This is a genomic window from Microbacterium sp. SLBN-146 (assembly GCF_006715145.1).
In the GTDB taxonomy this organism is placed as follows: domain Bacteria; phylum Actinomycetota; class Actinomycetes; order Actinomycetales; family Microbacteriaceae; genus Microbacterium.
In genome coordinates, this window is record NZ_VFMR01000001.1 from 3408924 (window position 1) to 3424243 (window position 15320).

General features: G+C 65.7%; 17 protein-coding genes. 12 read left to right on the top strand and 5 right to left on the bottom strand.

Annotated elements, in window-relative coordinates; genetic code table 11:
* Nucleotides 1-49 precede the first annotated feature (49 nt).
* From FBY39_RS15435 to FBY39_RS15450, 4 genes are all read left to right on the top strand, one after another.
* Complete coding sequence (locus FBY39_RS15435; RefSeq protein ID WP_141933414.1) at nucleotides 50-709, top strand: HNH endonuclease; 660 nt, start codon at nucleotides 50-52, stop codon at nucleotides 707-709.
* Between the two features lie 231 nt (nucleotides 710-940).
* Nucleotides 941-2193, top strand: a protein-coding gene (locus tag FBY39_RS15440) for an IS3 family transposase (protein WP_141932008.1) whose coding sequence is annotated in 2 segments (ribosomal slippage) — nucleotides 941-1223 and nucleotides 1223-2193 — 1254 coding nt in all. Because the reading frame shifts where the segments join, the coding sequence is not laid out codon by codon here.
* A gap of 73 nt (nucleotides 2194-2266) precedes the next feature.
* Nucleotides 2267-2902, top strand: coding sequence for a hypothetical protein (locus FBY39_RS15445; protein ID WP_141933416.1), 636 nt, complete (start codon nucleotides 2267-2269; stop codon nucleotides 2900-2902).
* A 414-nt stretch (nucleotides 2903-3316) separates the two neighbouring features.
* Nucleotides 3317-4783 carry a glutamate-cysteine ligase family protein gene (locus tag FBY39_RS15450; protein ID WP_141933418.1) on the top strand — a complete coding sequence of 489 codons (1467 nt, stop codon included), beginning with the start codon at nucleotides 3317-3319 and terminating at the stop codon, nucleotides 4781-4783.
* Between the two features lie 10 nt (nucleotides 4784-4793).
* Here FBY39_RS15450 and FBY39_RS15455 read toward each other — a convergent pair whose 3' ends face one another.
* Together FBY39_RS15455 and FBY39_RS15460 are read right to left on the bottom strand one after the other, a co-directional pair.
* Nucleotides 4794-5177 (bottom strand): hypothetical protein, encoded by a 384-nt coding sequence (locus FBY39_RS15455; protein ID WP_141933422.1) that lies wholly within the window; start codon nucleotides 5175-5177, stop codon nucleotides 4794-4796.
* 52 nt (nucleotides 5178-5229) lie between these two features.
* Nucleotides 5230-5856 carry a GNAT family N-acetyltransferase gene (locus FBY39_RS15460; protein WP_313901710.1) on the bottom strand — a complete coding sequence of 209 codons (627 nt, stop codon included), beginning with the start codon at nucleotides 5854-5856 and terminating at the stop codon, nucleotides 5230-5232.
* 55 nt (nucleotides 5857-5911) lie between these two features.
* Between FBY39_RS15460 and FBY39_RS15465 the strand changes: the two genes are divergently transcribed.
* Together FBY39_RS15465 and FBY39_RS15470 are read left to right on the top strand one after the other, a co-directional pair.
* Complete coding sequence (locus FBY39_RS15465) at nucleotides 5912-6499, top strand: hypothetical protein (protein WP_141933424.1); 588 nt, start codon at nucleotides 5912-5914, stop codon at nucleotides 6497-6499.
* A gap of 57 nt (nucleotides 6500-6556) precedes the next feature.
* Nucleotides 6557-7240, top strand: a complete 684-nt coding sequence (locus FBY39_RS15470) for a hypothetical protein (RefSeq protein WP_141933426.1) — start codon at nucleotides 6557-6559, stop codon at nucleotides 7238-7240.
* A gap of 20 nt (nucleotides 7241-7260) precedes the next feature.
* On the opposite strand, the gene FBY39_RS15475 is transcribed toward FBY39_RS15470, so the two are convergent.
* Together FBY39_RS15475 and FBY39_RS15480 are read right to left on the bottom strand one after the other, a co-directional pair.
* A complete protein-coding gene (locus FBY39_RS15475; protein ID WP_160133145.1) occupies nucleotides 7261-7803 on the bottom strand; it encodes an AAA family ATPase in 543 nt (180 codons plus the stop codon).
* 107 nt (nucleotides 7804-7910) lie between these two features.
* The gene (locus FBY39_RS15480; protein WP_141933429.1) at nucleotides 7911-8414 is read right to left on the bottom strand and encodes a helix-turn-helix domain-containing protein; all 504 of its coding nucleotides are present in this window, start codon (nucleotides 8412-8414) and stop codon (nucleotides 7911-7913) included.
* Between the two features lie 89 nt (nucleotides 8415-8503).
* On the opposite strand from FBY39_RS15480, the gene FBY39_RS15485 reads away from it, so the two are divergent.
* The 6 genes from FBY39_RS15485 to FBY39_RS15510 all read left to right on the top strand — a co-directional run bounded on the left by FBY39_RS15485 (nucleotide 8504) and on the right by FBY39_RS15510 (nucleotide 14508).
* Nucleotides 8504-9823, top strand: coding sequence for an MFS transporter (locus tag FBY39_RS15485; RefSeq protein WP_141933431.1), 1320 nt, complete (start codon nucleotides 8504-8506; stop codon nucleotides 9821-9823).
* A gap of 89 nt (nucleotides 9824-9912) precedes the next feature.
* Nucleotides 9913-10320, top strand: a complete 408-nt coding sequence (locus FBY39_RS15490; protein ID WP_141933433.1) for a DUF6228 family protein — start codon at nucleotides 9913-9915, stop codon at nucleotides 10318-10320.
* A 150-nt stretch (nucleotides 10321-10470) separates the two neighbouring features.
* Complete coding sequence (locus FBY39_RS15495; RefSeq protein ID WP_141933435.1) at nucleotides 10471-11079, top strand: dihydrofolate reductase family protein; 609 nt, start codon at nucleotides 10471-10473, stop codon at nucleotides 11077-11079.
* Complete coding sequence (locus tag FBY39_RS15500; protein WP_141933437.1) at nucleotides 11076-11504, top strand: hypothetical protein; 429 nt, start codon at nucleotides 11076-11078, stop codon at nucleotides 11502-11504. Before FBY39_RS15495 ends, FBY39_RS15500 begins: the two co-directional genes overlap by 4 nt.
* A gap of 120 nt (nucleotides 11505-11624) precedes the next feature.
* Nucleotides 11625-12623, top strand: coding sequence for a hypothetical protein (locus tag FBY39_RS15505; protein ID WP_141933439.1), 999 nt, complete (start codon nucleotides 11625-11627; stop codon nucleotides 12621-12623).
* 502 nt (nucleotides 12624-13125) lie between these two features.
* On the top strand, nucleotides 13126-14508 hold the full coding sequence (locus tag FBY39_RS15510; protein ID WP_141933441.1) for a hypothetical protein: 1383 nt from the start codon (nucleotides 13126-13128) through the stop codon (nucleotides 14506-14508).
* A 121-nt stretch (nucleotides 14509-14629) separates the two neighbouring features.
* On the opposite strand, the gene FBY39_RS15515 is transcribed toward FBY39_RS15510, so the two are convergent.
* The gene (locus tag FBY39_RS15515) at nucleotides 14630-15115 is read right to left on the bottom strand and encodes a hypothetical protein (RefSeq protein ID WP_141933442.1); all 486 of its coding nucleotides are present in this window, start codon (nucleotides 15113-15115) and stop codon (nucleotides 14630-14632) included.
* Nucleotides 15116-15320 lie beyond the last annotated feature (205 nt).

Here is a 15320-nt window from a genome sequence, read left to right on the forward strand (position 1 = left end):
AGATTCGCTATGCGGGCATTGCCCGGATGGGGATGGATACAGTGGCGCCGTGACCGCCATCCTTACCCTCGACCTCGAGGACTTAGACAGATACGCCGACGCGCTCAGGGCAGCGGCGGGAGCGATCGTGAGCGGCGACCTCGAGGGCGCTCGGAGCGGCATCGAACCGATCACGTTCGAGCGTTGGGAAGGACGGCTTCGCTACGCAGCGGAAGCTGGACCAGCGACCGACCCCGCCGAACGCCGGTCTCGCGACGTCACCGATCCCATGCGCGCGCAGGTCTTCCTGCGTGATGAGATGACCTGCACGTATTGCGGTGGACGATGCGTCCCGCGGAACGTCCTCGTCGCGTTCAGCGACCTGTTCCCTGATGAGCTGCCGTACCACCCCAACTACCGTCACGGAGCGATCCACCCGATGTACTGGGCACTCGCTCCCGAAGCGGACCACAAGTTCGCCCACGCCCGCGGAGGCACCGGCGACATCGCGAACCTCACGACGCTCCACACCATGTGCAACGCCCGCAAATCCGACGCGCTCGTGACCGACCTGCCAGCGGTTGATCGGCCCGAGCACGTGATCGGATGGGACGGGCTTCTTGCGGCTTACCCGCGGATCATCGCCATGGGCGATTCCCACGGACGACGACACTCGGCTGCGAGCTACCACGACCGCTGGCTACGGCACTTCTCGCGGAAGCCTGAATAGGCGAGGTGACCGAGCCGCTCGGTTCAGGGCACCGGTCGGGCACCTCATGGCCCGCCCGCGACGCCCCACCAACGGACATAGCCCGGATGGGGATCCGGGACCACCCAAGGCGCAGGCTGGAGTCGCTGCGATCCGTTTCGGCGCTGGTGACCCAACAGTGATCCCGCACGGGGAAGGGCGTGAGTCACCCCGGTGTGTCCGGAGGGCAGATTCCTTGGAAGGATCTGTCTTATGGGACGTCCCAGTAAGTATCCGCGTGAGCTTCGTGAGCGCGCTGTCCGTATGGTCGCCGAGGTGCGGCCCGATTATCCGAGCGAGTATGCCGCGATGGCGGCGGTGGCGGGGATGCTCGGTATCGGTTCGCCGGAGACGATCCGGACGTGGATTCGCCGGCGTGAGGTCGATGCCGGCGACCGGCCGGGTGTCACGACCGACGCGCAGGCCGAGATCAAGAAGCTGAAGCGGGAGAACGCCGAGTTGCGGCGGGCGAACGAGATATTGAAGGCGGCTTCGACTTTCTTTGCGGCCGAACTCGACCGGCCACACCTGCGTTAGTCGCCTTCATCGAGGCGCACAAGGACCGCCGTGATGGTGGGCTGCGATGGGGTGTCGAGTCGATCTGCGCCGTGCTCACCCAGCATGACGTGAAGATCGCCCCATCGACCTACTACGACGCGAGACGGCGCGGCCCCTCCCCCCGGGAGGTGTCGGACGAACGGTGGAAGCCGATCATCCTGATCACCTGGCAGAAGCAGCGAAAGCTCCTCGGCGCCCGGAAACTCTGGCTGAGGCTCCGTCGTGACGGGCACGATATCGCCCGCTGCACGGTCGAACGCCTCATGCGCGACCTCGGGATCGCCGGTGTGATTCGCGGGCGCCGGAAGCGCCCGGTCGATGCGGACCCGCGGGAGACCAGACCAGCTGATCTCGTCGACCGGCACTTCGCGAGATTCCGCACGAACCAGCTCTGGGTGGCGGACTTCACGTATGTCTGGACGTGGTCCGGGTGGGTCTACGTCGCGTTCGTGTTCGACGCGCACTCCCGCCGCATCCTCGGCTGGCGCGCCGCGACCTCGATGACGACCCCGCTCGTTCTGGACTGTCTCGAGATGGCGCTCTGGACCCGCCGGCGCGAAGGCGTCACCGGATTCGCCGGTCTCACCCATCACACCGACGCCGGGTCCGTCTACACGTCGATCGCGTTCACCGACCGGCTCATCGACGAGGGCATCGATCCCTCCGTCGGGTCCGTGGGCGACGCCTACGACAACTCCCTCGCGGAATCACAGATCGGACTTTACAAGTCCGAACTCATCCATCACGAGGGCCCCTGGCGCGACGTCGATCAGGTCGAAGTCGCGACCGCGGACTGGGTGCAGTGGTTCAACACCGAACGCACCCACGGCTCGATCGACGACCTGACACCCGTCGAGCTCGAACAGCTCGACTACGCTCACACAGAACCCCTCGAACGAGCGGGCTAACACCAACAAAACGCTCTCCGAACATGCCGGGGCGACTCAGGCGCGTATGTCGGCTCCGACTAGAGTCGCGTCCGTGACCGAATCGCGCGTGCCGTCTCCGCACGCGGAGTATGACCGATACATGGAGAGGCAGAACCGACGGCGCGCGTGGTGGCGTCGGTTTGGTCAGCTCGCGTTCTACGTGATCGGCAGCGGTCTCGCGCTCGTCTTCGCGGCGCTCCTCGTTGCCGGGGTTCTCGACCTGGGGCAGCCACGGATCTGGGGCACGTTCACGCAGACTGACTGTGAGCCGCGATGGCGAGGCGGCTGTCGCCCGGTGGGGACATGGGTAAGCGACGATGGCAACATCGTCAAAAGTGGCGTCTATCTGGACGGATGGACCGACGACACGGGTACCGCACGTGCGGGCTATCAGCCGACCGCGATCATCAGCGACGAAGCCAACAACATCGTCCACACCCCAATGTGGACCGGTGCCGGAGCCTGGCTGACAGGACTCGTTCTGCTTTGGTGCGTGGGCTACATGCTGTTCAAAGCAGCCTCGTGGGGAGACATCACTCTCCCCAGTCGCCGACGCGCGCGCCGTCAGGCGCAGTCGGCGACGCGATCGGCCGGCTTGGCCACTCGTGGTTCGCCCCGACGCCAGTACCGCCGAATGCTCGAGCAGGGCACCCTATCGAGTGATCAGGAGGGCGACGGTGGCGCCTGAGCGCGCGGACTATCTCCACGTCGCCATACAGCAGCTGGCAGGCGCAGCGACCCGAACGCACCGAGCTCGGTAATGGGGCCGAGCATGTTGAGAGCCGCAGAAGTCACCGACCCATCATCCTTGATCGTCTCGGTCCGATCTGACCGCCTGTCATTCGCCGCGGCGCGAGACGGGGTCAACTCGTGCGCGTCAGTCTTAGCGGCCATCCTATGCCGCGAACTCCAGCGCAGACGCGTATGCTTCCTCGCCACCTGCCAAGCACTCCGCTCGCGGTAGACCGCGTTGGAGTCGAGGACCCCGAGTCGTGGCGGTGCACCCCGTTGCGAGGTGAGGTCCTGCGCGCATCCCGGAACACCGTGTCAACCCCCGGCATCCGTTTCGAACCGTTCGCGAGCGCCGGTCTATCGTGGCGGCATGGGCGAAGAGGTCACGGCACAGGAGTTCACCGGAGCGGACCGCACACACCATCGCGAGAAGATCCGCCGCAACCTCGACGTGTTCGCTCGGATGCTCCGCGAAGCGCAGTTCGACACCGAGGATCCATTGACGGGTCTCGAGCTCGAGCTCAATCTCATCGACGACGTCGGTGACCCGGCGATGCGCAACGAGGAGGTGCTGCAGGCGATCGCCGACCCGTCGTTCGTCACCGAGCTCGGTCGCTTCAACATTGAGCTCAACCTCCCGCCTGCACGTCTCAGCGAGGGCGGACTGGCAACCTTCGAAAGCTCGCTGCGTACCGATCTCAACACCGCCGATGCGCGGTCATCCCGCGTCGGGGCGCACCTGATGATGATCGGCATCCTCCCGACCCTCGCCGAAGGCCACCTGAGCCGCAGCGCCATCACCGCCAACCCCCGTTATCGTCTGCTCAGCGAGCAGGTGCTTGATGCCCGCGGCGAAGACATCACGATCGATATCGCGGGCCGCGAGCGCCTGACGACCACGGCGGATTCGATCGTCCCCGAGGCGGCGTGCACGAGCGTGCAGTTCCACATCCAGACCTCCCCTGCCGATTTCGCGGCGTACTGGAACGCCTCGCAAGCGATCGCCGGCGTACAGCTCGCCGTGGCGGCCAACTCGCCCTACCTGTTCGGCCGTGAGCTCTGGCGCGAAACCCGCATCCCGCTCTTCGAGCAGGCGACCGATACTCGCAGCAACGAGCTCAAGGCGCAGGGTGTGCGACCACGAGTCTGGTTCGGAGAGAGGTGGATCACCTCGGTGTTCGACCTCTTCGAGGAGAACGTGCGCTACTTCCCCGCACTGCTGCCGATCGTCGACGACGAAGACCCGCTCGCGGTGCTCGACGGAGGCGGAGTGCCGAGCCTTGCCGAGCTTCGGCTGCACAACGGCACCGTCTACCGCTGGAACCGGCCGGTCTACGACATCGCCGATGGGATGCCACATCTGCGCGTGGAGAACCGCTTGCTCGCCGCGGGCCCCACGGTCGCCGACACCGTCGCCAACGCCGCGTTCTACTTCGGACTCACGCGCGCGCTCGCGGAAAGTAGCCGGCCGGTGTGGTCTCAGATGTCGTTCGCCGCTGCCAGGGAGAACTTCCAGGCCGCCGCCCGCGACGGCGTCGACGCCGAGCTCTTCTGGCCCGGCGCGGGCAAGGTGCGCGCGACCGATATGATCCTGCGCACGCTCCTCCCACTCGCATCGCAAGGTCTGGACGCGTGGGGCGTGCCGGCCGCGGATCGGGATCGCTACCTTGGGATCATCGAGCAGCGATGTCTCACCGGGGTCACAGGCGCCAGCTGGTTCGTGGGAAAGATGAACGCCCGCGACAAGATGGAGCGCTTCGACGCGCTGCGCGCCACCCTGCTCGAGTACCGCGAGGCCATGCACACCAACAATCCGGTGCACACCTGGGAAGGATGACAGGGGTCAATCACGCAGGCGGTAGATCCGCTTCCGGCGCTGGACGACCGGACGTGACGTGCGGTTGCTCTACCTCGTCGGGGCGCGGTCGGCTGCGCACCCAGGCCAGAGCCCACCGCGCGGCACCCAGCAACATCATGATCGCCAAAACGCCGAACGCGATCGTCCCGAAGATGGGGGCTCCGGAAACTCCGAGGAAGATGACGAATCCCGCGAGCATCACACCGAGACAGAAGAATCCACCAGCGCGAAACGCAACCCCGACTCGTTCGGCCGCTCCCTGAAACTCGTCCATGCGCGTTATGTCGAACGCTTCAATCTTGGTGAAATCGAATCCCACGAGCCAAGTATCGAACGCCGCCATGTCTGCCAGCAAGCAGTTGCCCATTGCCATAGCTCTTCGACTTATCGGTGCAGTACGTGCGACTCCGCGAACTCCCCCACCGTTAAAGAGCGAGTTCGAAGTAGGCGCTGCTCGCGTCGTCGGTGTAGTCGGCGAACGGCCCACGGGATCGGAATCCGTATTTCGCATAAAGGGCGCGCGCAGGCGCGAAATAGTCCTGCGTTCCGGTCTCGAGATAGAGCTCGCGCACACCCCGGGCCCGGCATTCCTCGAGGATCGCGGCCAGCACTGCGCTTGCCACACCGCGACCGCGTGCTGCGGCGCTCGTGCGCATCGACTTCAGCTCACCCATCGTCGCGTCGTGCTGCTTCAAGGCTCCGACACCGAGAAGTTCGCCGGTCTCCGCGTCGCGCGCGGCCCAGAAGGTGATGCTTGGATCGGTAAGCGCCTCGGGATCGAGCGCATGCACGCTTTCCGCCGGCGATGACGCGAACATGTCTCGCAGATGCTCCTCCAGCAGGGCGAGGACGTCCGGCGCCTTCGGATCATCAATCCCAATCAGCACGCCTCCGAGATTAGCGATCGAGCCGATCGTCGCGGGACGCGTCGAGCAGATGACACTCGCACGTAGGTCTATCAACGAGATTGCTACTCTCATACGCGAGTGCGGTTGCCGGTCAACCAAAGATGCGCCAAGACCCGTCGTGCTCAGCTTTGCGGCAGTCGTCACCGCCGGTTGCGACTCGCAAGCCGGAGCGGTGACCCCATCCGGCTTGAGGAGTCAGATGCAGAAGAATGGTTCCGGCGCACGCCTCGCAGTGATCTGGGTGGCCGCAGTTGCGGCTTTCGCCACCATCGTCGGCGCGGCGGTCGTGCTCTTCACTGTGGTCACGGCACCGAGTGCGGTGCCGACAGCGACGCCCACGAACGACAACCAGCGCGCTGTCATCGCGACGGTCGAGGCGTTCATTGAAGCGTGGCGCGAGGAGGACTGCGCGGCATATCTGGTGATCACCACTCAGCGCGAGCAGGAAGAGGCGGGCATCACCGATTGCGCGAGCTTCGATGCCCGAGCCAGCGCCTTCTCGGCGATCGTCGCGGATGCCGAGATCGTGGTCACCGACGTCCGCGGACCTGAGTACCAGTACACCGTAGAGACCCGCGAGCGCTATCTCGTTCAGCGCGACCCTGACGGGGTTTCACTCTCAGAACCGCAGCATGTCGTGGTCGAGTACGCGTACGACGTCGTCCCGCACGACGACCAGTGGGCGATCTATTGGTGGTTCGAATCCAGAGACTGCGGCTATTGGTCTTCCGCACTCACTACGACTCGCGGCGGCGGCGGGTGTGTACTAGGCGATCTCTACTCGTAGACTCAGAATCTGCCGGGCGGAGGGCGGCATGATGCGCTTGCTAGCGTCGTCGGTGACATGAGCGCACCAGACCGCAAGCGCGACACCGACGGCCGCGCCATCCGCCTGTCGGCGGCGCTCGCCGCCATCACCTCTTCCGTCCTGGGCTTGCCGCTCGGACTGTTGGCCATCGATTTGCTCCGCGACGAGCTGCACATCCAGTGCTCGACGATCGACATGGGAGGTCCGGGCGGCAGCGAGTGGGCATGTAGCGACGGAATCGGCTACATCGGTTTCGGTCTATTCCTCTTCGTCGTCTGGCTCGCTACCGCGATCGCCGGACCGATCATCGCGATCCGTGTTCGGGACGGCCGCGACGCACGCCGCTGCCTCGTCGCCCTCGCGACCGTGTCCGCGGTGTGGATCCTGGCGGGCACCTTCGGCGCAGCTGCGACGCTCGTGGACGACGAGCTCTCACCCGTCAAAGGACCGGAGTTCTGGATCGCGGCGGTTGGCCCGTTAGCGATCCTCACCTCGGCAGCCATCGCCTCGGCGATCATTGCCCTGTTCCTCGAGGGAGCCGCTGCAAGAGTGCTCCTGATCGCGGGTGCGCTTGTGATCATCGTCGCGACCGTGCTCCAACCCGGCATCGGGATCAATGTGCTCCCCGCCGCAGGGCTGCTGGCGGCAGCCGGCATCCGATCCAGCATCCGGCTGCACCGGATCACCGGCGAGAACTCCGGGCACCCGCTGCAGACCTGAGCCGTCTGCTAACTGAAGGGTTAGCGCCCACGATCGACAGGCGATGAGCCCTCCGCGGGCGCGTTCAGCTGCGACGCAATGACGCTCGTGATGTGCTGGATCGACTCGCTCGCATCGACCCGCAGGTGCACGTCCGGCCAGGGCTCGAAGGACGCGCGACGGCTGCCTACGTCATCCCAGCTCGGCTCGAGCACGTTCTCGAGGTTTCGACGCCGCCCTTCCAACCGACGACGATGCTCTTCCGTGTCATCCAGAGTGAGGAGAACGAACACCAGCGGGACGCCCGCTGCCGCGGCGGCGCGACGCCACGTGTCGCGCGCGGGCTCGCTGTCGTTCACGGCGTCGACCACGACGGTGCGCCTGAGATGCAGGTTCTGCTCCGCCGCGGCCCGCACAGCTTCGTATGCAGCGACGCCCGTCGTCCACGAACGAGGAAACCCGGCGCCGAGAAGCGCGTCCTCCACCGTGTCGATGGAAAGGTGGACAGCTACGGCTCCGCGAGCAACCTCGGCGGCAACGGCGGTCTTGCCCGTGCCAGGCAGTCCGGAGATCACAACAAGCATGAGCCCATTGTCCGACGCCGGGAGCTGCGAGCGACGACCGACTAAGGCGATCCCGGCGACCCGCCTCGCGCCGTCGTGCTCACCAAAGGCAAGCTGTTGCAGGCGTCTCAGTTGACCTCGGCGAGAACTCCCGCGGGTTGGAGTCGATCGCGGGTCTCTTTCCACGGCTTCACCCAGGTCATCTGGTCTGCGGTGAGTTCTTCGCCGCACGCGCTGCATGTGTGCGCACCCTTGGTCTCGTTTCCGCACCGCTCGTGGATCATCGCCATGTGACCGCCGCCGTCAGGCATCGGCGTGTGACGTTCACCCCAGATCGCGAGCTGTTGCAGCACCGGCAGCAACTCGGTCGCCGCCTCCGTCGCAGCGTAGCCCTGGCGCACACGCCCGCCATCTCGGTAGTCGACCTGAGTGAGGAGGCCAGCCTCGACCATTGCGGACAGCCGCCTGCTGAGCACGGCCTCCGAGATCCCGAGGTTGTCGCGCAGAGAATCGAACCTTCCGCGACCGTGCAGCGCGTCGCGAATGATCAGGAGGACCCACGGGTCGCCGAGCACGTCGAGAGAGCGACGGATCGGGCAGTACTCGCCGGACCAATCGGAACGAAGTGGCATGGGAACGCTCCTCGGAGTGGCACCCTCACGAGCACCTGATGTAGCTTTCTTCAAGAAAGTCTAAGCAAGACCGCCCCCGGAGGCCACTGATGACTCGCGAGAAGGGCAACGCGCTGCCAGACCTGCCCGCCTCCCCCGTGGGCGACCCACCATCGCGACGTCATCGGATACATCCGGCGTGGTGGGTCGCGGCCGTCGCCTTCCTCGCACTGCTGGCCGCAGCCGGCTTCCGCGCAGCCCCCGGGGCCCTGATGGTGCCTCTCAACGAGGAGTTCGGCTGGTCGACGACCGTCATGTCTCTTGCCGTCAGCGTCAACCTTCTCCTCTACGGGTTGACCGCACCCTTCGCTGCCGCACTCATGGACCGCTTCGGAGTCCGGCAGGTCGTCGCGACTGCGCTCACCCTGGTTGCTGTCGGCGCCGGCGGGAGTGTGCTGATGACAGCCTCCTGGCAGCTGCTGATCTTCTGGGGCGTGCTCATCGGACTCGGCACCGGCTCCATGGCCCTCGTGTTCGCAGCCACCATCGCCAACCGGTGGTTCATCAAGCGGCGCGGACTTGTCATCGGCATCCTGAGTGCCGGATCGGCAACGGGTCAACTCATCTTCCTTCCCCCGGTCGCCCAACTTGCTGAGACCGCGGGATGGCGTACAGCGTCGCTTCTCATCGCCGCCGTCGCCCTGGCGGCCGTCCCCGTCGTCTGGTTCGTCCTGCGCGACTATCCCGAAGACAGAGGCGTACTCCCCTACGGCGCCGACCCGGCGACCCATAGTGCCCCCATCAAAGCGACCGGGAACGCCGCACGCCGTGCACTCGAGGGCCTCGCGTTCGCGTCGAAACGGCGATCCTTCTGGGCGCTCGCCATCGCGTTCGCGATCTGCGGAGCCACGACGAACGGCCTCATCGGCATCCACTTCATTCCCTCGGCCCACGACCATGGCATGGCCACCACCACCGCGGCGGGTCTCCTCGCCGTCGTCGGCATCTTCGACATCGCCGGAACTATTGCCTCAGGCTGGCTGACCGACAAGTTCGACCCTCGAATCCTCCTCGTCGCGTACTACGCCTTCCGCGGCGTCGGACTCGTCCTTCTGCCGTGGCTGCTCTCCGACACGGTGCACCCCAGCATGATCCTGTTCGTCGTGATCTATGGGCTCGACTGGGTCGCGACCGTCCCCCCGACGGCCGTCCTCTGCCGTGAGATCTTCGGCGACCGCGGGACCATCGTCTTCGGCTGGGTGTTCGCCGCCCACCAGGTCGGTGCTGCGGGCGCGGCACTCGGGGCCGGCATCATCCGCGACTCTTTCGGCACCTACACCTACGCCTGGTGGGGCGGCGCAGCGCTTTGCGTCATCGCCGCAATCCTCTCGATCACAGTGAAACGCACGCCGCACCTCGCCCCTCGGTGACGCGGAACGTCACGCGAACACGTACGCAGGCTCTGGGATCGTCGACGGCTTGCTGACTCTGATTGGCCGGATGCGGCATCATCGTGAGCATGCCAGAAGCGCGCATCGGAGGCCCGTCAGAGTACCTCCTCTTGACGCCACCCGCACCGGACGCCCCTACGCAAGCGGTCGCGGTGTTGGCCCTCAGCGGACTGAACGCAGTGATCGCGATTGAAGAGGATTTTCGGGGAGGCCTTGAGGGTCTCCGGACGTTCTTCGGCTCGATGGAGAAGTCCTGGCGTGGCTGGCGGGGAACGCGGAACTGGGAGTCGCTGGAAGGCGAGCTGCGTCTGGCCGCGACCCACCAGGGCAGTGTCATCCAGCTGAAGGTCACGATTCGACGAGGACTCAATCAGGGAAACGATGGCTGGACAGTTGAAGGCGACTTGATCCTCGAGCCGGGCGAGCAGCTGACGCGGATAGCGCGAGAAGTCGCCGCTTTCGGGGTCCGGGCGTAAGCGAAAACATGCCGAGGTACGGCACGGCCTGCGTGCTTCAACCGCACGCGGTCGGACCGACCCCTTAGGTACACGGGATGGCCGAGCGGTCGCAGTGCAGACAGGTCGCTGAGAGACTGGCATACCCGTCCCGCACTCCGGAAGGACCGTATGCGCAAGCTCGTCTACTACGTCGCGACGACCCTCGACGGATTCATCGCCGGACCTGACGGTGGCGACCCGAGCGGGCAGGAGTACTTCCCGGTCACTCCCGATCTCGTCCAGTTCATCATCGCGAACTATCCGGAGACACTTCCCGCGCCCGCGCGGCAGGCGCTGGGCATCGACGGTCCTCCCCTGGTCTTCGACACCGTCGTCGAAGGGCGAAGCTCCTACGAGATCGGACTCGCCGGCGGGCTGACCAACGCCTATCCGCACCTTCGGCACATCGTCTTCTCCCGCACGATGACAACCAGCCCGGACCCCGACGTCGAGGTCGTCGGGTCCGACCCGGCTGACTTCCTGCGAGAACTCAAATCGGCACCGGGCAAAGACATCTGGCTCGTCGGCGGCGGCGGGAAGATCGCTGCCGCGCTCCTCGCCGAAATCGACCAGCTCGTCCTCAAGCAGAATCCATCCGTCATCGGGTCAGGAGTCCCGCTCTTCGACGGGCCATTCGCTCCGCACCACTTCCAGCCCGTGGATGAGATCCTGCTCGACGGGGACGTGCGCATCCTGACCTACAACCGCCGAGTGCAGGAGACAGGAGCTGACGGATGACAGCCCGTCCGGTTCGAGCCGCAGCCGCGGCGCTCAGCGGCATCGCCCTGCTGACGCTGACGGGATGTGTTGGGATGCCGTTCGCGTGCCCGGCCATCGGGTGGAACAACGTGCTGACCGTCGAACTGGCGGGTGACACGACCACCGTCGCGAACGTCCAGCTGTGCACCGATGATGGCTGTGCTCCGGGAGAAGATATCGCCGCCGACAATCCGCTTCAGCTCGTCGCCCTCACCGAAAAATCGGGCGACACGTGGACGTTCGCGACCGACATGCTCGTCCTGGAGGAAGTCACGGTCCGCACCCTCGCGTCGGACGGCGCCATCCTCTCCGAAGACACCGTCCGGCCGGATTGGGAGCGCGTCGGCGGCAGCGAGCAGTGCGGGGGCCCCGCTGCAGCCCTCGTCTCGATCTCTGTTCGCTAGCCCGTACGACACTGGACCGCCGTCGCCGCCCGGCTGTCAAGGCATCGACAGCCCTATTCGACCGCGCATAGATTCGCGGAAAGCCATCACGCCGATATGCGATCCATCAGGGGAAACTGGATGCCACCGACACGAGCAGCAACCACACTCCGAGTCACCTTCGTCGTGGGGGCGATCACCGTCACAGCGGTTCTCACTATGGCGGCCATGTTCCTCGTCGTGGTGCACTCGCCACGGATCGATGGGTGGTTGGTGGCGCCCTCCCTCGCGCTCGTCGGCACGCTCATCGGCCCCCTCGTGCTCGGGGCTCTCCTGGCGTTCTGGGATGTCGAATCGTCCACCGAGGCACGCCGCTTCTACCGCCGAGCGCTGAGTCTCGTTGTAGGGATCCAGGTCATCGCGGCAGTCGCCATGACGGTCTATTGCGCCGTCGCGGATGCTCCGATCTGGATGGCCGTGGCATTCACCGGAGTAGGGATCGGGCTCACGGCGGCAGCGGTCACGATCGGACCAGCGGCGCAACGAGCGGAAGAACGCCGAGCTGTCGGAGCGCATGCCGCCTGGCAGCCCTACACGTCACCTGAATTCCGCAGCGATCTAAGGAAAGCGGCCTGGACAGCCACGATCACGTTCGTCGTCACTGCGGCACTCATCGTCGTCATGGTCATCTCTCTGGGCATCGATGTGTGGAACTTCATCGCTTGGCCGCTCATCTTCGCCGTCATCTCAGTCGGCATCGTCTGCACGCTCGTCGTCTTCCGGCTCGCTCAACGCCAACGCGATGCCGTCGGTACGGATCTCGGTCGCGTTCGCATGATCGGCAAGGCGGTTCTTCGAGGAAAGAGCGACGAGCTTTCCGAAGCAGACCAGCCTGCAGCCGCCAAGTTCGCCGATCTGTCATGGGTCACCCAGGGCTATCAACTCGCGTCCCAGACCTGCATCTACGTCGCACTATCGGCCATGCAGATCTTCTCCCTGACCTCGGGTATCCCCAACCCGTTTACTGGCTGGATTCTCGCCCTGTTCGTCCTCCTGTGGATCGTGACCACACCGATCGCGATCATTCAGCTTCGCCGCACACGGCGGTACGCCGAAGGCCACCGCGAACTCATCGCGTGAGCGGCCCCGCAATGGGGCACGGCGAGTGCATCGGACGCAGAATCCCTGCGTGATCGAGCCGAGCGAGTTCAACCAGGAGGCGGTCCGGACTCGCTTCGCCGCGCCCTGCGGATGAAGATCAGATTCCCGATCGATGTCACGGACAAGAGAGCCATTGCCACCACCGTGAACCATAGCCCGGAGCCCGACCGGCCGAACGCGATCAACGCCGCGCATGCGATGCCTAGAACAACCGCCAAAGCAAGCAAGCTCCACCACGTCGCCTCGGATTGAGCTACTCGCTTCATGCAGCAATGATCCCCAGTTCAATGAATTGACGCACGCCCAACCTCATCCCGCCATATCACAGAACGGGATGCGCGATTTGATTCTTTTCTCGCTGATAGCGTCGCCTTGAGGCGCGCATTCATTTGGGTGGCGTGGCTCTGAGTTCGTCACTAGTTCAGCTCGCCATCGAGGTTCCAATGGTGCGGGCGATTCCATCGGATTGAAGAGGTCGAAGATGTCCCGTTCATTGTTCTGGCGAAAAGCGCTGGCCATTCCAGCCGCTCTCGCTCTCGCGATCGGAGGCATCGCGCTCGGTGCGGCTCCGGCATCTGCGTCAGCCACAGACGTCGTGGCCACGAGCCCGACGGAGGAGCAGACCGGCGGCCCAACGGCCACGAATGGTGACGACGAAGGCGACACTGCCCCGTCGCCCGTCCCAGTCGACGACCTTGCCGAGCCGGCGCCTTCGGACGAACTTGTCGTTTCCGCGATGGCCGCCGACTTCGCGGTCCTCGCGCCGACGAACGGTCAGCTTCTCGACTCCCGCACGGTGATCTTCGCCGGAACGGGCACCGACGGCTCGACCGTCAACGTGCTCGACACCGAGGGCAACCGCATTCCCGGGACGACGGCAGCCGTCGTCACAGACGGCGCGTGGTCGACCACGGGAACCTACGCTGCAGATGCGGATGTCGCACAGACCGTCGCCATCAACCAGGTCACCGGAGGCTCAGGGGACGGTGAACAGACGGTGACTTTCACACTTCCCCCTGCGGAATCCGCGCCCCTGGCGGCACCGGTCATCACGAGCCCTGCTGACGGCGAGACCATCGACGGGTCACAGGTCACCTTCGCGGGCACTGGACAGCCGGGCGCCTTCATCGGGCTGGTCGCGCTTCCTACCGCGCTCGTGGAAGGAGACCTCCCTCAGCAGCGCATGGCGGCAGACGGGCCTGCGCCTACCGACCCGATCCCGGTCGACGAGGACGGCAACTGGACTGTCACCGTCTCACTGGCGCCCGAGGCCTATACGGCCATCGCGATCCAGTCCGAGAATGCCGATGGAACCGGTGAGATCTCCGAACCGTCCGAGCCCGTCACCTTCACCGTTCTCGCGACGCTCTCCGCTCCCGTGATCACCAGCCCGACAGAGGGCGAGACCGTGACCGGCACTCAGGTCACCTTCACCGGCACGGGTGAGCCCGGCGCGTTCATCGGCCTGCTGGCCGTTCCCACCGCCCTGGTCGAAGAGGCGCTGCCCGAGCAGCGCATGGCCGCCGCGGCGGAGCCCGTTCCGGCCAACCCCGCCGATCCCATCCCCGTCGATGAGAACGGCAACTGGAGTGTCACGCTCGCGCTGCCGCCCGAGGCGTACACGGCGGTCGCCATTCAGTCCGACACCGCGGAAGGCACCGGGAACATCTCCGCTCCGTCCGAGCCTGTGAGCTTCACGCTGGCCGCATCCGTCCCCGCACCCGCCGGGTCGGCCTCGGGCGCCAACGCGCTCGCGGCAACCGGCGGCACGGACGGCACTCTCCTGACCGGCCTCGCCACCCTCGCACTCATCGCGGGAGTCGGCGCCATCATCGTCGGGAAGCGTCGCCGCGTGACGGCGTAGTGCACTGATGTCAGAGGGGTGGTCACGACTCGGAGTCCAGACCACCCCTCTTTCTCAGTTGAGCGCTTCTTGGCACTAGTCAGCGACGGCATTACGGACGCAGTCGAGTCGTCTTTCGCCGCTACTCAGCGCCCGCCAGCGATCCGAGGAAGACACCGATGCGGTTACCGTCCTTGATGAACTTCAGCGCGGCGTCCGGAAATTGCGTCCGCAGTTCTGGCGGCGAAGCGCTGTCGACACCCAGCGTGATCGACGCCGGAAAACTGCCGACGCGACATGCCGAGTACACGGGACCCGATAGGGAGTAGCCGTTCTGAACGTTCTCGTCCTCTGCCGGCAAGTCGGAACTGAGCACGACCGCGAAGCAATCGCTTCCGCCCCCGTTCATTCCGGTCGTCGTTTCGAACAGTGTCAGACCGTAGAACGTGTACGTGGCGGAACTAGCGCCAGCGCCGAACCAGCCAGCCGGTACCGTCCTCGTCGAGTCGGGCTCGAGCGCGGCGATCTGTTCGGCTCCCTCGGACACCGCCACCGGAGCGATGCTGACGAGCCCGTAAGTCGCCGCAGCCGCAATTGCGGCCACCGCGACGAGCGAAGCGATCCACACGGCCCCCACGATGCGAGACACCCGTCGATGTGGGCGATCGCCGAGTCGACGTACGCGACGGGCGACAGGGCGCACCGGCTCGTTGGGCGGGGTCTCCTCGGGTGAGCTTTCATCGGCAGCGACGGGTTCGGGAAGGTCGGGCGTCGCAGCCACCGGCTGCGGCTGCAATGGCGAGGCGGACGCATCGACAGGCGCTTCGGCGAAC